The sequence below is a fragment of the Deinococcus aquatilis DSM 23025 genome (genome assembly GCF_000378445.1).
Lineage (GTDB): Bacteria > Deinococcota > Deinococci > Deinococcales > Deinococcaceae > Deinococcus > Deinococcus aquatilis.
Genome location: NZ_KB899754.1, coordinates 1 through 24,451, shown reverse-complemented (window position 1 = coordinate 24,451; position 24,451 = coordinate 1). Strand labels below are relative to the sequence as shown.

General features: G+C 62.2%; 20 protein-coding genes. 8 read left to right on the top strand and 12 right to left on the bottom strand.

From position 1 onward, the window contains the following. Window positions 1–317: 317 nt before the first annotated feature. Entirely contained in the window at window positions 318–677 is a 360-nt protein-coding gene (locus tag F561_RS0121635) for a Sec-independent protein translocase subunit TatA/TatB (RefSeq protein ID WP_019012062.1), read from the bottom strand. Between the two features lie 186 nt (window positions 678–863). Between F561_RS0121635 and F561_RS0121630 the strand changes: the two genes are divergently transcribed. Next, on the top strand, window positions 864–1,421 hold the full coding sequence (locus tag F561_RS0121630; protein ID WP_019012061.1) for a DUF2721 domain-containing protein: 558 nt from the start codon (window positions 864–866) through the stop codon (window positions 1,419–1,421). 262 nt (window positions 1,422–1,683) lie between these two features. On the opposite strand, the gene rpoC is transcribed toward F561_RS0121630, so the two are convergent. Both rpoC and rpoB read right to left on the bottom strand, forming a co-directional pair. Then, window positions 1,684–6,330 carry a DNA-directed RNA polymerase subunit beta' gene (gene rpoC / locus F561_RS0121625; RefSeq protein ID WP_019012060.1) on the bottom strand — a complete coding sequence of 1,549 codons (4,647 nt, stop codon included), beginning with the start codon at window positions 6,328–6,330 and terminating at the stop codon, window positions 1,684–1,686. A 226-nt stretch (window positions 6,331–6,556) separates the two neighbouring features. Continuing rightward, window positions 6,557–10,003, bottom strand: coding sequence for a DNA-directed RNA polymerase subunit beta (gene rpoB / locus F561_RS0121620; RefSeq protein WP_026299131.1), 3,447 nt, complete (start codon window positions 10,001–10,003; stop codon window positions 6,557–6,559). A gap of 383 nt (window positions 10,004–10,386) precedes the next feature. Here rpoB and F561_RS0121615 point away from each other — a divergent pair, with 383 nt between their 5' ends. Further along, entirely contained in the window at window positions 10,387–11,178 is a 792-nt protein-coding gene (locus tag F561_RS0121615; protein ID WP_019012058.1) for a hypothetical protein, read from the top strand. A 93-nt stretch (window positions 11,179–11,271) separates the two neighbouring features. Here the strand turns inward: F561_RS0121615 and F561_RS0121610 are convergent, their stop codons facing one another. The 9 genes from F561_RS0121610 to F561_RS0121570 all read right to left on the bottom strand — a co-directional run bounded on the left by F561_RS0121610 (window position 11,272) and on the right by F561_RS0121570 (window position 17,083). Then, on the bottom strand, window positions 11,272–11,532 hold the full coding sequence (locus F561_RS0121610) for a cold-shock protein (RefSeq protein WP_019012057.1): 261 nt from the start codon (window positions 11,530–11,532) through the stop codon (window positions 11,272–11,274). A 438-nt stretch (window positions 11,533–11,970) separates the two neighbouring features. Beyond that, complete coding sequence (gene rplL / locus F561_RS0121605; protein ID WP_019012056.1) at window positions 11,971–12,333, bottom strand: 50S ribosomal protein L7/L12; 363 nt, start codon at window positions 12,331–12,333, stop codon at window positions 11,971–11,973. A 96-nt stretch (window positions 12,334–12,429) separates the two neighbouring features. Further along, a complete protein-coding gene (gene rplJ, locus F561_RS0121600) occupies window positions 12,430–12,999 on the bottom strand; it encodes a 50S ribosomal protein L10 (RefSeq protein WP_051097030.1) in 570 nt (189 codons plus the stop codon). 196 nt (window positions 13,000–13,195) lie between these two features. Continuing rightward, complete coding sequence (gene rplA, locus F561_RS0121595; protein WP_019012054.1) at window positions 13,196–13,888, bottom strand: 50S ribosomal protein L1; 693 nt, start codon at window positions 13,886–13,888, stop codon at window positions 13,196–13,198. After that, window positions 13,881–14,315 (bottom strand): 50S ribosomal protein L11, encoded by a 435-nt coding sequence (rplK, locus tag F561_RS0121590; protein ID WP_019012053.1) that lies wholly within the window; start codon window positions 14,313–14,315, stop codon window positions 13,881–13,883. The genes rplA and rplK overlap by 8 nt, the downstream gene beginning before the upstream one ends. Window positions 14,316–14,520: 205 nt before the next feature. Beyond that, complete coding sequence (gene nusG, locus F561_RS0121585; RefSeq protein WP_019012052.1) at window positions 14,521–15,093, bottom strand: transcription termination/antitermination protein NusG; 573 nt, start codon at window positions 15,091–15,093, stop codon at window positions 14,521–14,523. A 10-nt stretch (window positions 15,094–15,103) separates the two neighbouring features. Beyond that, window positions 15,104–15,283: a preprotein translocase subunit SecE gene (gene secE / locus F561_RS0121580; protein WP_019012051.1), complete on the bottom strand. Its 180-nt coding sequence runs from the start codon at window positions 15,281–15,283 to the stop codon at window positions 15,104–15,106. 80 nt (window positions 15,284–15,363) lie between these two features. Then, window positions 15,364–15,531, bottom strand: a complete 168-nt coding sequence (gene rpmG / locus F561_RS0121575) for a 50S ribosomal protein L33 (RefSeq protein ID WP_019012050.1) — start codon at window positions 15,529–15,531, stop codon at window positions 15,364–15,366. A 364-nt stretch (window positions 15,532–15,895) separates the two neighbouring features. Next, complete coding sequence (locus tag F561_RS0121570; protein ID WP_019012049.1) at window positions 15,896–17,083, bottom strand: aminotransferase class V-fold PLP-dependent enzyme; 1,188 nt, start codon at window positions 17,081–17,083, stop codon at window positions 15,896–15,898. Window positions 17,084–17,130: 47 nt separating this feature from the next. Between F561_RS0121570 and F561_RS0121565 the strand changes: the two genes are divergently transcribed. The 6 genes from F561_RS0121565 to F561_RS0121540 all read left to right on the top strand — a co-directional run. Then, window positions 17,131–18,525: an FAD-dependent oxidoreductase gene (locus F561_RS0121565; protein ID WP_019012048.1), complete on the top strand. Its 1,395-nt coding sequence runs from the start codon at window positions 17,131–17,133 to the stop codon at window positions 18,523–18,525. Window positions 18,526–18,763: 238 nt separating this feature from the next. Next, the gene (locus F561_RS0121560; RefSeq protein ID WP_019012047.1) at window positions 18,764–19,558 is read left to right on the top strand and encodes a hypothetical protein; all 795 of its coding nucleotides are present in this window, start codon (window positions 18,764–18,766) and stop codon (window positions 19,556–19,558) included. After that, window positions 19,558–23,043: an ExeM/NucH family extracellular endonuclease gene (locus tag F561_RS0121555; RefSeq protein ID WP_019012046.1), complete on the top strand. Its 3,486-nt coding sequence runs from the start codon at window positions 19,558–19,560 to the stop codon at window positions 23,041–23,043. Before F561_RS0121560 ends, F561_RS0121555 begins: the two co-directional genes overlap by 1 nt. A 209-nt stretch (window positions 23,044–23,252) precedes the next feature. Next, complete coding sequence (locus F561_RS0121550) at window positions 23,253–23,936, top strand: SDR family oxidoreductase (protein WP_019012045.1); 684 nt, start codon at window positions 23,253–23,255, stop codon at window positions 23,934–23,936. Next, window positions 23,933–24,208, top strand: coding sequence for an HAD family hydrolase (locus tag F561_RS26380; protein ID WP_019012044.1), 276 nt, complete (start codon window positions 23,933–23,935; stop codon window positions 24,206–24,208). Before F561_RS0121550 ends, F561_RS26380 begins: the two co-directional genes overlap by 4 nt. Next, a partial coding sequence (locus tag F561_RS0121540; RefSeq protein ID WP_245556609.1) for a helix-turn-helix domain-containing protein occupies window positions 24,190–24,451 on the top strand: 262 nt, incomplete at its 3' end. The genes F561_RS26380 and F561_RS0121540, both read left to right, overlap by 19 nt.

Sequence of the window (24,451 nt, the reverse complement as noted above, 5' to 3'; positions counted from 1 at the left end):
TGAAGTCATGACATTGAGGCATAAGCGAACCCAAAAGAAAACGCCCTCAGCTTGAGCACTTGGCTCGTACTGAGGGCGGTATTATGTGGAAGTCACCGAACCCTAAGTGTCTATAGGGGGTTGGAACAAGCACCGAAATTAGGCGACAGGAAGGGAGTTTTTCTAGTTCCCTCACAGGTTGCCCCGTTACACACTTTCCAGGCGTGCTCCTTCAACCACTCGGACACCGTTCCAGCGCACGCCAATCTAGCGGAGGCGCGGCCAAAAATCAAATGCCTAGTGGAGTAGCTGGCGGGTGTATGCAGGAAAAGCGTGTACTAGACGTGCTCGGGGGCTTTTTCGGCAGTGGCAGGGGTCACAGCTTGCGCGGGCTGCGGCGCGGCAGTTTGGGGAAGGATGGTCTGGGAAGCTACGGCTTGGGGCGTCGCGTCTTTTGCCATGACCACACCGGGCGTCACTGCCGAGGCGGTGATGGTCTGCACGGGTGCGGGGCCTGCGGGTTGGGTCGGTTCGCGCATACTGCCCTCAAACTCTTCTTTCAGGCCAGCAGTGCCTTTGCGGAACTCGCGGATGCCTGCGCCCAGGCTTTTGCCCAGTTCGGGCAACTTGCGCGGGCCAAAGACCACGAGGGCAATAATTAAAATAACGAGGATTTCTCCGGGGCCGATATTGGGCATAGTGTGTACCTCCGTAGCACAAACCCCCTTGGGTCGTGCAGCGTCCTGCCCTTATGCTACGCCTGATTCCCGGCCACCAAACGAGGCCCAGATGAGAGTTTGCCAGCCAAGGCCAGAGCCAGAGGGGCCATGTTGTGGGGGGTGTCTGGCTGTCTACCGAGCTGCTCTCCTGTGTACCCTAGAGGCATGGCCGACCCCAGCCTCGCTGTCCTGACTGCCATGATCACGCCCGCCGTACTGATCAGCGGCGCGGGCACCCTGCTGATGAGCACCAGCGCCCGCCTGGGCCGCAGCACTGACCGGGTGCGGGTGCTTACTTCGCGTTTCAAATTTCTGGTCAGCGAGGAAGGGCAACGTGAACCGCTGGCCCGCGAGGAAAAACGCATGATCATCGAGCAGTTGCCGCGCCTGACCCGCCGCACGCGCTATATCCAGCGGGCCATGCAGGCTTTTTACCTGGCCGTCACGCTGCTGGTGTGTACCAGCATCCTGATCGGCGCGGGCAATCTGGGCAACTTTGATACGGGTCTGGCACCTATCCTGCTTGCCATTCTGGGAGCCGGGGGACTGGCCTACGGTGCCCTTTTGCTCAGCTATGAAGCCACCCTGAGCGCCATCACCACGCGCCAGGAAATGCGGTTTCTGGAGAAACTGGGGGCACATTACGCGGGGCTGTATGACGAAGCAACAGAACTGAACGCCGAGGTACAGGGGAGAGAGACTGTCGAAGGGTCTAGGGTCTAAGGGTCAAGGAAAAGATTGCAAGCTGGCAAGGGAGCAGACTGGGAGTTCGTTGTGCATAGCTCAGCCGGGCAAACATATGAAGTGGCTCAGCCCGACAAAAACTGAAAAAGCAGTTGCCCTCGCCCTTCCCTAGACCCTTCGACTCTTGACCCTTAGACCTACGCCCCCAGAACGCCCGCCCCCCTCAATCATCCCCAAACCAAAAAAAGCCCCCACCCGTTTCCGAGTGGGGGTCTTCCCTATTGACGTAAGGCTTGAAGCTTTAGCCGTTGAAGCTGATGGTCGGCGTGCTGGTGGGGCGGGTGTCGTCGTAACGCTGGGTTCCGGTGACGGCGTCGGGGCTGACGCTGCCTTCGCCGTATTTTTCCAGAGTGCGCTCGTCGGCGACCTGCATTTCGCGCACGGTACGGAGGCCCGTTCCGGCGGGAATCAGTTTGCCCAAGATCACGTTTTCCTTCAGGCCGATCAGTTCATCGACCTGACCCTTCATGCTGGCTTCGGTCAGCACGTGGGTGGTGTGCTGGAAGCTGGCGGCGCTGAGCCACGACTTGGTGGTCAGGCTGCTCTTGGTGATGCCGAGCAGCACAGGCTTCCACGAGCTGGGGGTCTGGCCTTCCGCGAGGGCGTCGTTGGCCTGATCGACTTCCCAACGCTCCACGGTCTGACCTTCGAGCAGTTCGGTGGAACCGCCGTCGATGACTTCGACCCAGCGCAGCATCTGCCGCACGATGATTTCGATGTGCTTGTCGTGGACCTTCACGCCCTGAGAGCGGTACACGCGCTGCACTTCTTCGACGAGGTAATGCTGGGCCGCGCCGCTGTCTTTGTAGAGCAGCAGGTCGTGGGGGTTCACAGCGCCGCGCGTCATGGCCTGTCCGGCTTCCACGCGGTCGCCGTCCTTCACGATCAGGCGCAGGGTCTTGGGCACTTTGGTCGCGGTCTTGGCCGAGTACTGATCGTCGTCGGCTTCGATCTTGATCATGTAGCGCTCTTCTTCTTCCTCGATCCGCACCAGTCCGTCACGGTCGGCCACAACGGCCTGCGTCTTGGGCTTGCGGGCCTCGAACAGCTCGATCACGCGGGGCAGACCCATCGTGATGTCGCCGCCGCCTGCCACGCCGCCGGTGTGGAAGGTACGCATGGTGAGCTGGGTTCCGGGTTCACCGATGGATTCTGCGGCCACCACTCCCACTGCTTCGCCCATGCTGACGGGTTTGGCCTGCGAGAGGTCATAGCCGTAGCACTTCTGGCACACGCCAGCCTTGACGCGGCAGTTCAGGGGCGTACGGACGTACACGCTCTGGAGGGCACGCGACTGCTTGGCGATCAGCTTCACGTCTTCGAGGTTCAGCATCTCGCCTGCGGGCACCACACGGCCGTCTTCGAGTTCCACATCGGCGGTCAGGGTGCGGCCATAGATGCTGGTTTCGATTTCGCTGGCCTTGCGCGAACGCCATTCGCCGGTGCGGTCATCGGTGGCCCCGAGGAAGATCTCGGTGTAATCCGTGCTTCCGCAGTCCACGTCACGCACCACGACTTCGTGCGCCACATCGACCAATTTACGGGTCAGGTAGCCGGAGTCGGCGGTACGGAGCGCCGTATCTGCACCACCCTTACGGGCACCGTGCGTACTGATGAAGTACTCGGCCACGGTCAGACCTTCGCGGAAGCTCGCCTTGATGGGCACTTCGATGGTGCTGCCGTCAGGACGGGCCATCAGGCCGCGCATCCCCGCCAACTGACGAATCTGCTGAGGGTTACCACGGGCACCCGACTGGCTCATGATCCAGAGGGGGTTGAAGGGGTAGTTCTGGCTGAAGTTCTCGAACACCGCGTTTTTCACTTCGTCGGTGGTGTCGTTCCAGAGCTGCACGACCTGCTTGTAGCGTTCCTCGTGGGTCATAAAGCCGAACTCGTAGTTCTGCTCGATTTCCTTGAGTTTCAGGTCGGCGGCGGCCAGAAGCGCGGGCTTGCTGGGCGGCAACACGATGTCGTCGATACCGATGGTAATACCCGAGGTGGTGGACAGCTTGAAGCCGCTGTCTTTCAGGCCGTCGAGCAGTCCCGCCGTGGCCTCGATGCCGAGGTGCTTGAAGCAGGCCATGACCATATCTTTGAGGGCGTCTTTTTCGTAGGTGGTGTCGAGGTCCACCAGCGTATCGACGAGGCTGGCCTGATTGCCGAGGGCTTCCTGCACGATCCGGCGGAAGCTGACGCGGCCCGCGCTGGTCTCGTACATCTTGCCGTTCAGGCGAATGAGGACGTGATCCTGGTTGTCGATGCTGCCGCGCTCCACGGCCATGATGGCTTCATCGGGGCTGGAGAACACGAAGCGCAGACGACCGGGGCTGGTTTCCTTGCCGCGCAGCATCACGGGGCTGTTGAGGCTCAGGATGCCACTGTCGAAGGCGGCGAGGACATCCTGCTCGCTGCTGTATTCCGTGCCTGCGCCGGGGTTGTCGCGGCGAAGCTGGGTCAGCGTGAAGATACCGAGGATGATGTCGCGGCTGGGCTTGACGTTCGGTTCGCCGTTGGCGGGCGAAAGCAGGTTGTGGGCCGAGAGCATCTGGATGCGGGCTTCGGCCTGCGCCTGTGCGCTCAGGGGGACGTGAATCGCCATCTGGTCGCCGTCGAAGTCTGCGTTGAAGGCTTCACAGACGAGGGGGTGCAGTTGGATCGACTGACCTTCGACCAGCACCGGCTCAAAGGCCTGAATGCCGAGGCGGTGAAGCGTGGGCGCACGGTTGAGCAGCACGACCTTATCTTCAATCACTTCTTCGAGGGCGTCCCACACGCTGTCGCGGGTGTCGCGGTAGCGTTCGAGCATCTTGCGGGCCTGCTTGATGTTGGTGACTTCGCCCTTCTCTTCCAGCACCTTGAACAAGAAGGGCTTGAAGAGTTCGAGGGCCATGCGCTTGGGCACACCACACTGGTGCAACCGGAGCTGCGGGCCGACCACGATGACCGAACGGCCCGAGTAGTCCACACGCTTGCCCAGCAGGTTCTGGCGGAACCGTCCCTGCTTACCGCCGAGCAGGTCGGTGAGGGAACGCAGGCTGCGGTCGGAACCGGGGTTGGTCACGGGGCTGCCGCGCCGTCCGTTGTCGATCAGGGCGTCTACAGCTTCCTGAAGCATCCGCTTTTCGTTGCGGATGATCATGTCGGGCGCACCCTGTCCGATCAGCTTCTTGAGGCGGTTGTTGCGGTTGATCAGGCGGCGGTACAGGTCGTTCAGGTCGGACGTGGCAAAGCGTCCACCGTCCACCTGCACCATCGGGCGGAGGTCTGGCGGCATCACCGGAACAGTGTTCAGGATCATCCAGCTGGGGTGGTTGCCGCTGCGCTTGAAGGCACGGGTGACTTCCAACCGTTTACGGGCCTTGGCACGCTTGTGGCGGCTGGAGTCCTTCATCATCTCGCCCAGTTCGGCTTCCAGCGTATCCAGATCGAGTTCGTCCAGCAGTTCCTTCACGGCTTCCGCGCCCATCTTGGCCTCGAAATCGTAGGACTCGATCACACGGACCTGCTTGCGGACAAGGTCGATCTCGATGCGGCCAGAGATTTCGGAGCGGATGTTGCCGCTGTCGGCCAGTTCGTCGCCGGGTTCCACACGGTCTCCGATGACCACGAGGGGTTCATCGTTGTACGGGTAGACCTTGGCCTTAGAAACGATCACGCTGGCGGGCGCGTGCAGGGTGATGACCCCGGCGGCCTCGGCGATGATCTCTTCTTCCTTGTCGATTGCGCCGACCACTTTCTGGCCCTTTTTGACCTCGCTGCCGTCTCCGACCAACACGTGCATGGTGGGGTTGATCGGGTACTCGGCGCGGCGCATCCAGTGGGCCGTGACCGTCACGTCGCCCTTCTTTTTGGGGAAGGTGACGGCGCTCAGGCGGCTGTCACGGCTGACACGCAGGCGGCTTCCGGCGCTGGCCTCGGCCAACACGGCTCCCGCTTCCACGATTTCGCCGTGCACGACCTGCACGTTCATGCCGTGAGGCAGGTACACGCGGGCCAACACTTCGCCCAGCGGCGTTGCGGCGGCTTCTTCCTCATCGTCTTCGGAGGCTTCGGGGGCGTCCACGCTGGCGCGGAGAACCACCATGACCGAATCTTCGCCCAGGTCGTCGATGAAAGCAGTGCCGTCTACCGGAGCCGTGATGGTGACATCGGCTTCCAGTTCGGCCAGGATTTCTCCGGCGCGGAAGCTGTCCTGCTCGACCAGCACATCGGCGGGCAGGGGCAAGGAGGCTTCGACTTCTTCGCTGTAAGCGATTTCGGCGCGGCGGGGAAAGCGGTACTGGGCGAGGCCGTCCATCTTGGCGACCACGTTGCCGCCCAGAATCTGCCCACGCGTCACGTACTCGCCGTCACGGATAACGGCTTCCTGTCCGCCGGGAATGGCGTAGGTTTCCTGACGGCCAAAGCGCAGTTCGCGGTATTCGTCGTCGGTCAGCAGTTCGCCGCGCTTGAGGGGCCGTCCGTCTTTCTGGGCGTTCAGCGGCTGAGTGACCAGGAACGAGGAAAAGTACAGGACTTTTTCCAGCTGTCCGGCGCTCAGGTCAAGCAGCGTGCCGATCTTGCTGGGCGTGTCCTTGACGTACCAGATGTGCGCGGCAGGCGTCGCCAGATCGATGTGACCCATGCGGTAGCGGCGCACCTTGCTGGACGTAACTTCTACGCCGCAGCGCTCGCAGACTTTGCCCTCGTAGCGCTGGCGCTTGTACTTCCCGCAGGCGCACTCGTAATCCTTGATTGGCCCAAAGATTCGCTCGTCGAACAGACCTTCGCGTTCGGGCTTGAGGGTACGGTAATTGATGGTTTCGGGCTTTTCGACTTCGCCGAAGCTCCACTCGCGAATCTTCGCGGGGCTGGCGATGGCAATACGGACCTTGCTGAAATCTTTCAAAGCAGTAGCTCCTGTGGTGGGAGGCGTGGTGATGCTTGTTCGGTGGTGCTGTTGGGCGGTGCTTGCGGGGACGCGGTCTAAGGGTCTGAGGTACTGGGGCGGTTGGCCTTTCGGGTGAACCCCCCCGTTGCTTTGCAACGCCCCCCCTTAAAGGGGAGGACAAACCCAGTTGCCGTTTTACTGTTCTTGGACCCTTAGACCCTCGCCTCTTAGACCGTCTGTCCGCTCAGCGCTTGGGCATCATGCCTTCAAAGATGTCCACGTTCTTGTCGTAGCTGTCGAGCACTTCGACATCCAGACCCAGCGAGTGGAGTTCTTTGACGAGCACTTTGAAGGATTCGGGAATGGTGCTGCCCGAGACTTCTTCGCCCTTCACGATGCTCTGGTAGGCAGCGTCGCGTCCATCGATGTCGTCGGACTTGATGGTCAGCATTTCCTGAAGGGTGTGCGCCGCGCCGTAAGCTTCGAGCGCCCACACTTCCATTTCCCCGAAACGCTGTCCGCCGAACTGCGCCTTACCGCCCAGAGGCTGCTGGGTAATCAGGCTGTAGGGGCCAGTGGAGCGGGCGTGCAACTTGTCTTCCACCATGTGGTACAGCTTCATGACGTACATGGTGCCGACCACCACCGGGCCGCTGATCGCTTCGCCGCTGCGTCCGTCGTACAGGATGCTCTTGCCGGTGCGGGCCAGTTGCATCTGTGCGGCGTCGTAGTCGCCGTTGGGCGAGTCGATCACACCGGTTTTGCCAGCGCGGTCCAGAACCTTCTGCTCACGGGAATCCAGCTCGAAGCCTTCATCCTTGCGAACCTGCAGGCGTTCGGCAGCGGCCACTTCCAGCATTTCCTTGATGGTCGCTTCGGTCACGGAGTCGAACACGGGGGTTTCAAACTTCTGACCGGTCAGACGGGCCACTTCACCGAGGTGAGTTTCCAGAATCTGGCCGAGGTTCATGCGCGAGGGCACACCGAGTGGGTTGAAGACGAGGTCAACGGGAGTGCCGTCTTCCAGGTAGGGCATGTCTTCGGGGGGCAGAATCTTGGAAACGACGCCCTTGTTCCCGTGGCGGTTGGCGACCTTATCGCCCACCTGAAGCTGACGCTTCTGGGCCACGTACACGCGCACCATCTCGCGCACGCCGGGTTTCAGGTCCACGCCTTCATCGCCCCGGCGGAAGCGCACGGTCTTGACGACGATGCCGCCCTGACCCGACTGCACGCGCAGCGAGGTGTCTTTCACTTCGCGGGCCTTCTCACCGAAGATCGAGCGCAGCAGACGCTCTTCCGGGGTGGGTTCGGATTCGCCCTTGAAGGAGGTCTTGCCGACCAGAATATCGCCGGGTTTGACCTCGGCACCCACGCGCACGATGCCGTCTTCGTCGAGGTCGCGCAGGGCGGCTTCGGAAAGTCCGGGGATATCGCGGGTGATCTTTTCTGGCCCCAGCTTGGTGTCACGGGCTTCGATTTCGTCTTTCTCGATGTGAACCGAGGTGTAGAAATCCTTGCGAACCAGGCCCTCATTGATGCAGATGGCGTCTTCGAAGTTGAAGCCGTCGAAGGGCATGATGGCGATGGTGATGTTCTGGCCCAGCGCGAGGCGGCCCAGATCAGAGGCGGGACCGTCAGCGATGACCTGTCCGGCCTTCACTTCGTCGCCCGTATCCACGATGGGATGCTGATCGAGGTTGGTGCCCTGGTTGGAGCGGGTAAAGCGCACGAGTTCAAAGGTGCGGACGTTGCCCTTGACCATTCCGGCGGTGGCCGAGTCTTCGCTCAGCGTGACCTGAATCACGCGGGCGTCCACATAGCTCACGCGGCCCGTCACGTCACTGACCACGCTGGTGCCCGAGTCGGTCACCACGCGGGTTTCGACGCCCGTGCCCACGGCGGGGCTGTCGGCACGCACCAGCGGCACGGCCTGAGACTGCATGTTCGATCCCATGAGGGCGCGGTTGGCGTCGTCGTGCTCCAGGAAGGGAATCAACGAGGTGTTGATGGACACGATCTGCTTGGGCGAAACGTCCATGAAGTCCACGTCTTCGTGTTCGTAGTAGGTCGGGTCGCCTTTCTTACGCGCCAGCACACGCTCTTCGGCAAAGGTGCCGTCGGTGTTCAGCGCGGTGTTGGCCTGCGCGATCACGTAGCGGTCTTCGATGTCGGCGGTCATGTAGATCACTTCGTCGCTGACCACGCCGTTGTTTACCTTGCGGTAAGGAGCCTGAATAAAGCCGAGGCTGTTCACTTTGGCGTAGCTCGAGAGCGAAGAAATCAGGCCGATGTTTGCGCCTTCGGGCGTTTCGATGGGGCAGATGCGTCCGTAGTGAGTACGGTGAACGTCACGGACATCGAAGCCTGCGCGTTCGCGGGTCAGCCCGCCTGGCCCCAGTGCGGAAATACGGCGCTTGTGGCGCAAATCCGACAGAGGATTGGTCTGATCCTTAAACTGTGAAAGCTGGCTGCGTCCGAAGAACTCGCGCATGGCCGCCACGATGGGACGGTTGTTGACCAGTTTGGTGGGGGTCGCGGCGTCGGGGTTGCCCAGCAGCATCCGCTCGCGCACGCCACGCGCCATCCGGCCCATGCCCACGCGAAGTTGATCGGCCAGCAGTTCGCCCACGGTCCGCACGCGGCGGTTGCCGAGGTGGTCGATGTCGTCTTCGGCCACAGGCACTTCCAGAGCGCCCTCTTCGATCTTGACGGTTTCCAGCCCCTGCTGAAGCGCCAGCAGGTAGCGGATGGTGTCCACCAGTCCGGCGTCGCTGAACTTGCCGTCCACGAAGGTCAGCAGGGTGCGCTCAGGACGGTTGACGCCCAGCTTGGTGTTCATCTTGAAGCGGCCCGGTTCGCCCAGATCGTAGCGGCGGGGGTCGGCCAGCAGGCCGTACAGGTACTGAATCGCCTTGTCGCGCTTTGGTGGATCGCCGGGGCGCAGCACCGTAAACAGGCGCAGCATGGCCTCGTCAGCTCCCATGCCCGCGCTCTTGTCTTCGGGCAATTCCAGGTTGGGGTCAAATTCGGTAAACAGCGCCTTCAGGCTGGCGTCGTCGTAGCCCAGCACACGCAGCAGCATTGCCACGGGGAACTTGCGCTTGTTGACCTTCATTTCCAGCACGCCGCCATTGGATTCGAGTTCGATCCACGGGCCGCGCTTGGGCATCGGAATAATTGCGCCCGTGTACATCTTCTTGATGCCCTTGTAGGAGCTGGTGAAGTACACGCCGGGGCTGCGGTGAATCTGCGAAATCACCACGCGGTCTGCGCCGTTGATCACGAACGAGCCGTCAGCGGTCATCAGGGGCAGGTCACCGAGGAACACCTGGTCTTCTTTGATCAGGCCGCTGTCTTTGTGGATCAGCTGCAGCTTGGCGTACATCGGGGCCTGATAGGTCAGGTCTTTTTCGCGGCACTCTTCGGGCGTGTAGGGCACGTCTCCGAGTCGGTATTCCAAGAAGTCGAGCACGAGGCCCGTGCTGCGGCCCTTCTCGGTTTCGTCAATGGGAAACACTTCGCGGAACGCACTTTGCAGGCCCACGTTGTCGCGGGCGTCCGGGGCGCGGTCAGCTTGCAGGAACGCCTGAAAGGAGTTCATCTGCACTTCGGTCAGATTGGGAAGCGGGATCACTTCGGTGATTTCACCAAAACGTTCGATGCGGGGTTTCTTACCGATAAAACTCATGCACACCTCGCGGGGCACCCTGATGAACCAATTTGCCATGTTCCGGGGCAGAGAACAGCGCAAACGGGACAGCAACCCTCAGCGGTTGCGTCCCAGACAATCAAATTAGTTGTGAAGTCCAGCAGGTTGCGGCAAAATTAGGCCGCGCGTTGACGCCGTGCTGATTGGCACATCACTCCCGTCCAACCCATCATGGTCGGCCACAGAAGAATATACGACTGTTGGGGTTAGATGTCAATGGCTGGACGGGTAAGAGCTGGTCTAAGGGTCGAGGGTCTAAGGGACCAAGAAAAGATTCCAACATAGATCAATGCTATTACCTTCTCCCGCTCCCCGCCCCAGACCAAGGCAACTGACTCAGCCGCCTTCTGTACAGTGGGGCTATGAATCTGGGTTCCATTTTCAATCAGGCACCGTGGCTGTTTACGGTGTTCTATGTGCTCAATATCCTGTTTCTGATTCACGCCATTGCCACCCGGCGCGGCGTGATCTGGATTGCCGTACTGGGGTTCAGCCTGTTCTTTGGGGGATTTCTGGGGCCACTGATCTACTTCTTTGCAGAATTTCTGCCTACCCTGCGCGGCAGTCGGCGGGCGGCCAGCAGCGTGCTACAAAGCGGCCTGGAGGCGATCAAGCCGCTGGATACCCGCATTCGGGAAGCGCAGGAGAACCTGTCGGAAAGCGATACGCTGGCCCACCGCGCCGAGCTGGCCGGGTTGCTGGCCCGCGCTGGCCGCCCCGACGAGGCGCAGGCCACACTGAATCCGCTGCTGGTGGGTATCTACGCCGATGATCCGGTGGTGCTGCTGTCAAGCGCCGAACTGGATCTGGCACGCGGCAACCCCGCCGACGCCGAAGCCCGCCTGACCCGCGTAGATCTGAGAACCAGCGCCGCCACTCGTACCCGCACCCTCACTCTGCTGGCGCAGGCGCAGGAAAAACAGAGCAAAGCAGCCGACGCCGACGCCACCTACCAGCAAGCCATGGTTGCCGCGACCACCGAGGAACCCCGCGCCCGTTACGCCGCCTTTTTGCTGGCGCAGGGCCGCCGTGAAGAAACAGCGCAATTGTTGGAAGCTCTCGCAAAAACAGAGCGCCGTGCCACAAATCTATACAAACGGCAGGAACGCGAATGGTTTGCGTTGGCCGCAGAATTACGGCAGAACTTGAAGTAGGCTCTTACGCTCCAAACAATGCAAAATCCCCCAGCCTTTCAGCGAGGGGGATCAACATTTTAAATGTCAGAGGTTATTGAAGATTGGGTTGGATTACCAGCGGTCGTCGCGGCGAGGGCGGTCGCTGAACGCAGGTGCAGGAGCAGCCTTCGTTACCACGATGTTCTTGGCCTGGGGGCCTTTGCCGCGCTGGCCTTCTTCCACTTCAAATTCCACTTCGTCGCCTTCGTTCAGCTTCTTGAAGCCGCTGCTCTGGATGGCGCTGAAGTGCGCAAACACGTCGGGGCTGCCGGGTGTTTCGATGAAGCCAAAGCCTTTCTCTGCGTTAAACCATTTCACTTTACCTGTAGCCATCTGATACTCTCCTTGCTGCTTCCAGCATTCTCAACCCAGCGGTGTCGGGCTTGCCAAGAGCTTTTCCTGACCTGCCGTCTCAAAAGACCCACCGGAGTAGAACCCGTGGAGAATAGTGCGGCCTCTACTGTCAGATAGTAATTTCTATTACATTAGTAAGCCTAGGCCAAGCAGCCTAACGGTAGCCCCATTAAGCACTTACAGGTGCCGAACCATCGTCTTTCACTTCTTGAATTTGGAAGTCAGTCACACACTGTAGCGAGATCAGATGCTTGCCAGGATAAGAAAAAGTACGTCTGGAGCAGCTTTTGAACTCTCTAAGACGTCCATAAAAACAAAGGTGATCTCCGCTGTTGGCAGAGATCAAATAGGAACCCCCAACCGCTGGGGTTGGGGGCTGCACTCCCGGTGATGCTTTAAAGCAGAGTTAAAAGAAGATTACTTGAGTTCGACGCGTGCGCCAGCTGCTTCGAGCTGGGCCTTGATCTTCTCGGCTTCTTCCTTGGGCAGGCCTTCTTTCAGTGCGCCGCCCTTCTCGCTCATGTCCTTCGCTTCCTTCAGGCCGAGGCCCGTGATGGCGCGTATTTCCTTAATGACGTTGATCTTGCTCGAACCGGCGTCGATCAGGATGACGTCGAATTCGGTCTTCTCTTCGACCACTGCAGCAGCGGTGGCGGGGCCGCTAGAAGCGACAACGGCGGTAACGCCCCAGGTTTCCTTCAGGCCGTCGATCAGGTCGGCGAGTTCCATGATGGTGAGGGTGCCCAGTTGGTCGATAAGTGCCTGTTTGTCGTATGCCATGATGTCTTCCTCCGAATGTTGGTTTGGGTGGTACTGATGGTGCTGGTTATCAAAGAAGGGCTACAGAAGCTGGAATCAGAGAACGCCGAGGCGGTCTTAGACGCTGGCTTCGGGTGCGCTGTCTTCTGGGGCGCTGGCATCTGCAACGACTGCATCTGCACTGCCGCCTTCCGAAGCGCCGCCTTCGAGTTTGGCCTTGTAGGCTTCCAGAATTCCGACGAAGCCCGACAGGTGGCTGGAAAGCACACCCACGAACTCGGCCTGAAGGCTCTGCTTGCTGCCGAGGCTGGCAAGGCGTTCGATGACTTTGACATCGACGCGGTTGCCTTCGACGAGGCCGCCTTTCATGGCGGGAATACCCTTGTCGTTGGCCTTGGCAGCGTCGCTGAGGGTCTTGGCGACTCCAGCGGGGTCTTCATGGGCCAGCACGAGGGCGCTGGGGCCTTTCAGGGCGTCGGTGAAATCACGTCCACCATCCTGAAGGGCAATGTTGATCAGGGTGTTCTTGGCAACGATGAGTTGCCCGCCCTTCTCGCGGATGTCTTTACGCAGTTTGCTCAGTTGCCCTGCGGTCAGGCCCTGGTAATCGACCACGTAAAACGTGTCGACGCCCGAAAGGCTGCCCTTGAGGCTGCTGAGGTTCTGCTGGTTTTTTTCGTTCGCCACGCGGTGAACCTCCTTTGTGTCGAACAAGTCCGGGTGCGGTGCTGCGCCCTGACAACTCGGCGGGATGTTTAAACTTGGCAAGAGTCCCCGCTGTCACGGAAGCCGGTCTAACGGTAAAGCTGTTAAGAGGTGCAGAACGCACCGGGGTGCTGAAGTCAGCAGGGGCGCGGGCCAAAGACCCAGACGCCCCCAAAGATCACGCCGTGGTCAGCGAGAGGGGAATGCTCGGCCCCATCGTGCTGGTCATGAAGGCGCTGCGTACAAAGACGCCCTTGGCGCTGCCGGGCTTGGCCGCTTCGACAGCCTGAATCAGGGCCGCGTAGTTGGCGGTCAGATTGGCAGGATCGAAGCTGGCTTTGCCGATAGGCGCGTGAACGACGCCCGTCTTGTCGTTACGGAACTCGATACGTCCGGCCTTGAGGCTACGCACCATGCCCGTCACGTCAGGACCGACAGTGCCGCTCTTGGGGTTGGGCAGGAGGCCGCGAGGCCCCAGCAGACGCGCGAGCTTCTGACCGACCTGGGCCATCATGTCGGGGGTTGCGACCACGGAGTCGAACTCCATGAAACCGCCCGCAATGCGCTCGATCAGGTCGTCGCTGCCGACCACATCTGCACCGGCAGCTTCGGCCAGTTGCACGTTTTCACCCTTGGTGATGACGGCAACGCGCACCGTGCGGCCCGTGCCGTGAGGCAGGGCCACCGTACCGCGCACGTTCTGATCGCTCTTACGAGGATCGATGCCGAGGCGGAAGTGAATTTCTACAGTTTCGTCGAACTTCGCGTTGGCGATGTCCTTGACGAGTGCAGCGGCTTCATCGATGGTGTACTGCTTGTTGCGGTCGACCTTGTCGGTCAGAGCGCGGTAACGCTTGCCATGCTTAGGCATTCGGAGCCCCCTCAATGGTCACGCCCATGGAGCGTGCCGTGCCTGCCACGGTGTACGCGGCGGCCTCGATGCTGCCTGCGTTCAGGTCGGGCATCTTGGTTTTGGCGATTTCCAGCACCTGATCCCAGTTCAACTTGCCCACTTTGGCCTTGTTGGGGGTCGGGCTGCCCTTGGAGAGACCTGCGGCCTTGCGGATCAGGTAGCTCATGGGGGGGGTCTTGGTGATGAACGTGAAGGAGCGGTCAGCGTAGATCGTGATCTCGACGGGGATGATCGCGTCACCCTTGTCGGCGGTCTGCGCGTTGAACGCCTTCGTGAATTCCATGATGTTCGCGCCGTACTGACCGAGCGCGGGACCCACAGGCGGGGCTGGTGTGGCCTTGCCTGCCGGGAGTTGGAGTTTCACCATTCCGGTAATTTTCTTCATGCCTTGTGCCTCCTTAGCTCCCCCAAACGCCCTGTACACGCGGCGGCGGGGTGCTGACGCTAAGTTCTGCCTGCCCGGTTGGGGGCTCTATCCTGAGGATAGATTGACAGCAACTTTTTGATTTTACTGCCCACTCCCCCTGTTTGCCTAGTGCCTCTCGGCTCTGGCCTGTGGGAGCGGCAGAACGGACCTGCTGATCCTGCGCTTATTTGGTGACTTGCGCGAAATCCAGCTCGACGGGCGTTTCGCGGCCAAAGATGCTGACGAGCACCTTGACCTTGGCCTGAGGAGCGTTCACTTCGCTGATGATGCCGCTGAAGTCGGCAAAAGGACCGCCCGTGACCCGAACCATATCGCCGGGTTTGAGGCTGACCTTGATGCGCGGAGCTTCTTCGATCACCGGCTGTGCCGCCACTCCCACGGAGGCCAACAGACGCTGGACCTCATCATGAGAGAGGGGAACGGGGCGCGTAGCCGTACCAACAAAGCCAGTCACGCCGTTGGTACCGCGCACCACTTCCCATGATTCACCCAGTTCACCGGGCGCGTCATCGTCTTCTACGTCCATCTGCACGAACACGTAACCCGGAAACAGCTTGCGCTTGACGGTTTCTTTCTTGCCGCCCTCACGCAGTTCTACGGCTTCCTCGCTGGGCTGCAACACCTGAAAAATCTTGGTGTAGTACATGCCCAGTTTTTTGGCCCGGTCCATCAGTTGGTCTTGCACGCGGTCTTCCTGACCCACGTAGGTATGTACGGCGTACCATTCAATACTCATGTCAGCCGCCTTATGGGAGGAGCGCCCGAACGGCCAAGCCGAACACACGGTCCATAATGAACACGATCAGGGTGAGTGCCACGACGAAAATCAGCACAGCCTGCGTGCCTTCCAGCACCTGCTGGCGGGTAGGCCACGTCACGCGGGACAATTCTGCGCGGGCATCCCGGAAGTACTGAATCAAGTTCATGCGTTCACCTGCGCCTTAAGGAAAGAAAGCCGACCCGGTGGAGCCGCCCGCCCAACTTGGGAACAGGCGGCCCCAGCAGATCAGACCTTCTTCTCCTTGAAGACGACGTGCTTTTTGGCAACGGGGTCGTACTTACGCAGTTCCAGCTTGGTCTGCGTGGTGCGGCGGTTTTTGGTGGTCGTGTAGTAAAAGCCCGTTCCAGCAGTGCTTTCCATCTTCACGATAATGCGGGGTCCGTCCTTCGCCATGTTCAAACTCCTTTCGCTGGGTGAGGCGCACGCGCCCCCGATCCCTGCTCCCAGCGCTCCGCTGCTGCGGGAAAACCATGCGGGCTGCCTGACGCTTGGTGAGGTGCCCTCTGGTTGCGCTGGTAAAGAACCCGCCTTCTGGCGGGCAACATTCCAAGTATAGAGATACACGGGGTGAGTGTCTAGGGTTGGCTTACGTTCTGGGGATGAGTGGATTGGAGTTGGAAGGTGAACCCCCCCGTTGCTGGCACAACGCCCCCCCTCAGAGGGGAGGACAACTGCGCTTTTGCGCTCCCCTTAAGGGGGGCTGGCGGCGAAGCCGACTGGGGGGTTCACCTTCCACCTCAACTCAAACCATCTCCACCTAAACCCGCAGTGCCGCCCAGGCCGCCTGCACCGCCGCGCCGCGCTGTACCTCCACGCCCAACCCGGCAAACGCTTCTTCCAGAATGCCCGCAATTGCCAGAGCGTCGTAACGGTCTGCGTAGCCCATCGTGGACACGCGGAACACGGTGTCTTCGTGCGGAGCCTGACCGGGCAGGGCACGCTGGCCCATCTCGGCCAGGCGAGCGGAGACCTGACGGCCCGTGATTCCGGCGGGCGGAGTGAGAACCGCCACGGCGGGGCTGGTGCGCGGTGCCCAGGCAGGCGCACCCAGCGCGGTTCCGGCAGCAATCAGGGCGTCGGCCTGACGGCGTTTTTCGGCCCACAGCACCTCCAGCGGCACGGACAGCAGGCGCTCCAGCGACAACGACAGGGCGTAGATCAGGTTGATGGCGGGCGTCTGGGGCGTGCTGCCTGCCTTTTGCCCGGTCAGTTCGCGGTGCATGTCGAGGTAAAAGCCGCGTGGAGTGTTCCTGATCAGGCGGCTCTGGATTTCGGGAGAAAACAGCACGAAACCGAGGCCGGGAGGTGTGGCGGTTCCCTTCTGGCTGCCCGACACGATCACGTCTATGCCCCACGCGGCTGGGCGCAACTCGGCCACGCCGTAGCTGGTGATGCAGTCGGCAATGATGATCAGGTCGGGGTTCTGGGCGCGGGCCGCCTGCGAAATGGCCGCCAGATCGTGCAGCGCCCCGGTACTGGTTTCGCTGTGGGTGATCAGGAGGGTGTGGGCATCCCTGGCCGCGTCGGCCACCTCCTGCGGGTCGAGGACTTCGCCCCAGGGACGCGCCACGATGTGCGCGTCGTAGCCCAGCCGTCCGGCCATCTCGCCCCAGCGTTCGCTGAATTTTCCGGCCTGCGCGTTCACGACTTTGGCCCCTTCCGGCACCAGGCTGACCAGTGCGCCTTCAAAGGCCCCGGTGCCGCTGCTGGTGGTGATCACGGCGTCGTAGGGATCACCCAGCAGTTGGGTCAGCTTGGCGCGGGCTTCCATCAGTTTGGCGATGCCTGCCGCTGCCCGGTGGTGCATCTGTGGCTGGGCCAGTTCCAGCAGCACGCGGGGGTCCACTTCCACGGGGCCGGGGGCGATCAGGCGCTCACGGTTCAGGGGCGTATAGGCGGGCAGATCGGTGGCCGGAAGGCTGGAGCGGGCGGCAGTATCGGTCATAAGATCATCGTAACGGCCCCAGCACGGCAGCGGGGTAGCCTGCCTGTATGGGCACAAAGGCAGCGGCAGGCAGCACCGGCAGAATCGTGATCATCGGGGGCGTGGCGGCGGGCATGAGCGCGGCCAGCCGGGCCAAACGCTTTGATCCGGGGGCCGAAGTGGTGGTCTTCGAGCGGGGCGAGTACATCAGCTACGGCGCGTGCGGCCTGCCCTACGTGATCGGCGGAAAAGTGGAGGACTTTGAAGATCTGATCGCCCGGACGCCGGAACGGATGCGCGGCCAGGGCGTCAGCGTTCGCACCGGGCATGAGATCACGGGCGTGGATGCGGGCGCGGGGACAGTCACGGTGCTTGACCGGGCTGCCGGACGCACCACCACCGAACCTTTTGACCGCCTGTTGATCGCCACCGGAGTCAGCGCCGTGCGGCCTGCCTGGGCACAGGCCAATCTGGGCGGCGTACATGTACTGCGCGATATTCCCGATGGACAGGCTATAGAAGCCAGTTTGCAGGGCGCGGGGGGCAAACCCGCCAAACGCGCCTGCATCGTGGGCGGCGGTTACATCGGTCTGGAAATGGCCGAAGCCCTGCACGCACGCGGCCTAAGCGTGATCCTGCTGGAAAAGGGGCCGGAAGTGGCAGGCCGAATGCTGGACAAACAGTTGCAGCGCCGTGTGCGGGCCGAACTGGAAGCCAAAGGCGTGGAGGTGCGCTGCGGCACAGCAGTGGAAGGTCTGACCGGAACAGGACACGTCACGGGCGTGCAGACCTCGGGCGGGCTGGTGCGGGCCGATCTGGTGATCGTGGCCGTGGGCGTCAAACCCAATACCGAGCTTGCCAGGGCTGCGGGCGCACGCATCGGCAAAACGGGCGCGGTGGCAGTGAATATCCGGCAGGAAACCAGCGCGGCGGGCATCTATGCGGCGGGCGACAACACCGAGAGCCTGCACCGGGTCACGCGGCGCAAGGTGCATATTCCGCTGGGCCTGACCGCCAACCGCATGGGGCGCGTGGCAGGCGTGAACATGGCGGGCGGAGACGCCACTTTTCCCGGCATCGTGGGCACCGCCATTTTCAAGGTCTTCGATCTGGGAGTATCGCGCACCGGATTGACACAGGCCGAAGCCGAGGGCGTGGGCCTGAAAGCCGTGAGTGTGGATGTAGACAGCACCGACCATGCCGGGTACTACAACGATTCCCTCCCCATTCATGTGCGCCTGACCGCCGAGATGGGCACGGGGCGGCTGTTGGGGGCACAACTGGTCAGCCCCCGCCACATCAGCGTGAAACGGGTGGATGTGGTGGCTGCCCTGCTGCACCGCCGCAGCACCGTTCAACACCTCTTTGACACCGATCTGGCCTACGCTCCACCTTTTTCTGGCGTGTGGGATGTGCTGTTGGTGGCCGCCGACAAATTGAACCGACTGATTCGGGAACCCTAGAACTAGGCTTACATAGGACGAGAGGTCAGCCCTCGGTTAAAGCAACTGTTAAAGAAATGCCCCATAGAAAACATAAATGTTCCTGACATTTCACCTTTAGACTTGATTGCCTCAGGTCAAACTCATCTTTTCCGCTCATCGCCCGACCTGATTCAGAGGTTCTATTCAATTCTGTTCCGTACACCGGAAGCTTGATCTCATCTTGCGCCCTTCTTCCAAGTTTGCTTATAAGGAATCCATGAAACGAACCCTTCTGACCCTCGCGCTCATGGCTGCTCTGGCAGCCTGTACGCCCGCGCCCGTACCCGTTCCCGAACCCACCCCCAACGGCACTGCGCCGATTGTGGCCCTGACCATCAACGGCATGGGCACGAAAGTTCTGGGCAGCAGCCTGACTGTATTGAGGAGCGGCCTGACCGCGCAGGACGCGGCGGCCCTGACCTTTACGCTGGACAGTGTTCAGACTTTTACGGCCACCGTGAACGGGCAAGATACCCGCCATTTCCACGCCGCCTACCGTGTTTCGGGCGCGGGCAGTGCGCCGCTGGCCTTTGTGCCCGTGAGTCTGTCGGACGATTCGGCCAGCGCGGGCGAGGGCACGCCGCTGACCATCGACGGCACGCCCTACAGCCTGATTCGGCTGTTCGACGGGACATCTGCGCCTGCCTATGCCTCAGCGCTGAGCCTCGGGCAGCCCAAGACCTTCAATGCGGCCACGGGCACCACAGAAGACGTGACTATTCCCGGCGCAAGCGTGTACAACGACGTTTCTCTGATGACCTCCGGCGCGAACCGTCCGGCGGGCACGCTGGCAGGCTACCCGGCGGGCACCCTGGCAGCGGGCACCTATACCGGCAAAGCCTTCGTCACCCAGGGCAGCAGCGATACCCGGCCCCTGAACGTGGGTCTGACCCTCAGCCGCACGGCGAACCCCGGCGCTGAACCCTTCTCGGTCACGGTCTTGCTGGCTGCCGTTCAGCCTGCGCCAACCACCGCCGTCCCATTGTCCTTGCCCTCCCGGAGCCAACACTAATGCCCACCAAACGCTTTATTCTTGCCGGATTGTTGGCCCTGACCGCCTGTGGTCAACCGGGCGCACAGACTCCTTCCAATCCAACCGCCAGCCAGCCCAGCACCAATCAGCCGGGCCGCGCCACGCCCGCCAACCTCGGCACCTATGAACTGCGCGTGACCGGGGCCAACTCCGCCACCCCCACCATCAGCGTGCAGGCGGTCAAGGGGTTGCAGCCGCAGGCCACTGCCGTCAGCGAGTTGCTGTATACGCCCCTGTCGGCGGGCACGCTGACCGATGAGGCGGGCCGGGTGCGTTACCTGCGGGCTTCGTTCCGGGTCAAGAACACCGGAAGCGCCGCGCTGACGGCTCCCACCTTCGTCCCCGTGGACACGGCAGGCGGCGACGCGGGCAACCCGGCCACCGTCTCCTCTACTCCGTTCAGGGACGTAAAACGCTTTGACGGCTCGCCTGTGCCCGACACCCGCGCCGCCCAACTGAAGGCCGATACGGGCCGCGAACTGACCTACGTGAGCGGCGTACCCACCTTTGCGCCCGATCCCAAAGCCACGCCGCTGGTCACGGATCTGAACACGGGTGATTTGCAAGTGACCCTGCCCGCTGGTCTTCAGGTGGCGGGTGTGGCCCATCAGGGGTGGCAGAGTTCGGCCAGCCTTGCGCCCGGAGCCGAAACGGTGGTCACGTTCGCTACCCAGATTCCGATGGCGGCCACCGCTGCCGAAGACCCCTACGCCTTCAGCCTCGTGTTCAGCGCCACCGACAACCCCGGCAGCCTGAGCCTCACCAACATCGGAGCCGTGCAGGGCAGCACTCCCAGCGGCAACGCCCCCAGCCCTCTCAGCGGAGCCGTGACGGTAGAAGGTGTGGTCACCAGCAATCTGGTCGCCGGAACCCTGAAGGGCTTCTTTGTACAGGAAGAGGGCATCGACGCCGACAACGACGCCCAGACCAGCGACGGCGTGTTCATCTACTGCGGTTCCACGGGCGGCAACTGCCCCACCCTGACCACCGGAGACCGGGTGCGCGTGACCGGAACCGTCAGCGAATTCGTGACCGCCACGCAGATCAGCCCAGCCAGTGCTACCGCCGTGAGCGTGCTTGCCAGCGGAACGGCCCTGCCGGATGCTCAGACGCTGACCCTGCCGCTGCCGGTGACGGAGCGCGAACGCTTTGAAGGCATGCTGGTGACGGTCAGCGGCACCGTGACCAACAATTTCACGCTGGGACGCGGCGGCAGCTTCGATCTGGCCGACGAGCGCCTGCCCACCTTCAGTCAGACCAACGCCCCCAGCGTCAGCGGATTGGCCGCCTATACCGCCGATCTGCCCAACCGCTTTATTCGCATCGACGACGGCACGCGGGCACAGAATCCCAATCCGCTGATCTTTGGGCGCGGCAACCAGCCCCTCAGCGCAGCCAACACCCTGCGCGGCGGCGATACGGCCACGGCCACAGGCGTCCTGACCTACAGCAACGATGGCTGGACGGGCAGCGGCAGCCTCGATACCTACCGCATTCATACGTCGGCGGCCAGCACGACCATCACGGCCACCAATCCGCGCCTGCCCGTGCCCGAAGCGGTGGGCGGCACTCTGCGCGTGGGCAGCATGAATGTGCTGAACTTCTTTACCACGCTGGTGACCACCAACACGGGCTGCACCCCCAACGGCGTGAGCAGCGCGGCACGCGGGGCCAACAACTGCGACGAATTCCTGCGCCAGCGGGCCAAAACCGTGGACGCCATCCGCAAGCTGAACCCGGACGTGTTGGGCATTCTGGAAATGCAGAACGACTACGCCAGGGGCGCAAACAGCAGCCTCGCCAACCTGGTGAATGCCCTGAACGATCCGGCCACGGGCGGCACGGCGGGCGCTTACGCCTACATCAACTCGGCGGCCAACATCGGCACCGACGCCATCACCGTCGCCATGCTCTACAAGCCCGCCGCCGTGACCCCGGTGGGCAATCTGGCGATTCTGGACAGCTCCTTCGACCCGGCCTATATCGACACCTGTAACCGCCCCACGCTGGCCCAGACCTTCCAGAGCAACGCCAACGGCGGACGCCTGACGGCAGTGATGGCCCACCTGAAGAGCAAGGGCAGTGCGTGTGCGGGCGACGCCGACCTGCTGGACGGTCAGGGAGCCAGCAACGCCACTCGCCTCGCCGCCGCCGACGTGATCACCAGATGGCTGGAAACCAACCCCACGGGCATCACCGAATCAGACCGCATTCTGCTGGGCGACCTGAACGCCTACCGGATGGAAGACCCGATCATGCGCCTGATGCGCGGAGCCGACAATGCGGCGGGCAACGCCGACGATCTGGTCAGCGTCTTCGGCCCCGAGAGCTACTCCTATCAGTTCGACGGCACCTGGGGCAGCCTCGATCACGCCATCGTGAGCCAGAGCCTGAACGCCCAGCTGACGGGCAAGACCAAGTGGCACATCAACTCTGATGAACCCGTGATTCTGGACTACAACACCGAGTTCAAGAGCGCCGATCAGCAGGCGTCCTTCTTTGCCCCCGACGCCTTCCGTAGCAGCGACCATGATCCCGTGCTGGTGGGCCTGAACCTCACGGCAGACGCGCCCATCACCACCCCGATTGCCAGCCTGACCCTGACGCCCGAGGCAGGCAGCGCTACCGTGACCGTGGGCGGCGGAACCGTGACCCAGAGCTTTACGGCCAGCAACGTGAATGCCAGCGGCCCCATCACCCTCGGCGTGACGCCCGTAAACGGCGCACCCGCCATCGTGAGCGTCCCCGCCACCGTCGCCAGCGGCGCGGCCTTCAACGCCACCGTTTCGGCCCCGGCTGGCACGGCTCCCGGCAGCTACCAGTACACCATCACGGCCCGCAACGGCGCACTCAGCGACAGCAGCACCCTGAACGTGACCGTGAATCCGGCGGCAGCAGTGGCGGGCGGCTCCTTGGTCATCCGTCAGGTGTTCGGCGGCGGCGGCAACACCGGCGCACCTTTCGTCAGCGATTTCGTGGAACTGTTCAACCGCAGCAACCAGCCCGTGAATACGGCAGGCATGAGCGTGCAGTACGCCTCGGCAGCGGGCAATTTCAGCAGCGCGGCCACGGCTTTTCTCGCTCTGCCCAGCTTCACCGTGCAGCCCGGTCAGTCCTTCCTGATCCGTATGTCGGACGGCACAGGCGCGGCAGCGGCCCTGCCCACGCCCGACGCCAACTTCACGGGCACGGGCATCGCCATGTCGGGCACCAACGGCAAAGTCGCGCTGGTGGCCGACGCCACAGCCATCACCGGACTGGCTGACCCCGATGTGCTGGACTTCGTGGGCTACGGCAGCGCCAACGCCTTCGAGGGCAGCGGCGCGGCTCCGGCCCTGGGCAACACCACGGCAGCCAACCGCGCAGGCAACGGCTGCACCGACGCCAACAACAACGCCAGCGACTTTGCAACGGCGGCCCCCACCCCCCGCAACAGCACGAGTCCAGTGACTCCTTGCCCCTGAACTGAACACTGAACCCCCCCGTTGCTGGCGCAACGCCCCCCCTTAGAGGTGGGGACAAGAGAGAGGTGCTCCCCTTTAAGGGGGGCTGGCTGCGAAGCAGACTGGGGGGTTTACGGGGATCAATAAGACTTAGCTACACACACCGCCGCACGCCCTCACCGGATGCGGCGGTTTTCATTCTCCCAACCCCAGTGCGCTAGCGTCTTCTCATGACCAACCCCATCACCCTGATTACTGGCGCAACGGGCGGCATCGGCGCAGCACTTGCCCACGCTCTGGCAGGCACACATGACCTGATTCTGGTGGGCCGCGACCCCGCCAAATTGCAGGCACTTCAGGCAGAAGTGGGCGGCGAAACGTTGGCCCTCGACCTGACCCGGCCCGAAACATTCGCGGAGGCGGTGACCGGACTGGGCCGCGTGACCAACCTGATCCACAACGCCGGAGTCGTGGAACTGGGCGCAGTGGCCGAGCAGCACCACACGGTCTGGACGCACACCCTGACCGTGAACGTGGTGGCCCCCGCCGAACTGACCCGGCTGCTGCTGCCGCAGGTGCGGGCCGAACAGGGCACCATCCTGTTTGTGAACAGCGGCGCGGGACTGCGGGCGAACGCAGATTGGGCCAGTTATGCGGCCAGCAAGCACGCCCTGAAAGCCTTAGCCGACGCTCTGCGCGACGAGGAAGCCCCCCACGGTGTGCGCGTGACCAGCCTCTATCCGGGCCGCACCGCCACCGAGATGCAGCGCAAGGTACGCGGGCAGGAAGGCGCAACTTACGACGCCGACGCCTTTGTGCAGGCTGAAACAGTGGCCGACACCATCCGCAACGTGTTGAACCTGCCCCGTGACGCCACCATGCCCGACCTCAGCATTCGTCCGGGGCCGCGTTGATTCCGGTCCGCGCCGTTCTGTTCGATCTGGACGGCACTCTGCATGACCGAAACGCCACCGTGCAGACGTGGCTGGGCGGGCATGTGGAACGGTTGGGCCTGCCTGCCGGATATGCCCAGCGCTTCACCGAATTGGATGATTACGGCTACCGGCCCAAAGAAGAAGTATTTGACCTGCTTATTTCCGAGCACAGTCTCAAAAACTCTTGTGAATCATTAGACCTCTTGCGAAAGTCGTGGGCTAAGCTGGCAGGGTGGAGCAAGATCGTCTGACACGCACGCTAAAGATGAACCGCAAGCAGTTTCGGCGACGCACCGGGGTCTATCCGGAAACCTTCGCCGAGATGGAAGCAGTGCTGAATGAACGCGAAGGGCGGAAGAAGAAATCTGGCCGCCCAGCCGCGCTGAGCGTGGCTGAACAGCTGCTGATGACCCTGGAATTCTGGCGCGAGTACCGCACTTTCGCGCATCTTGGCGACGACTGGGGCGTGCATGAAACCACCGTGCACCCTCCGG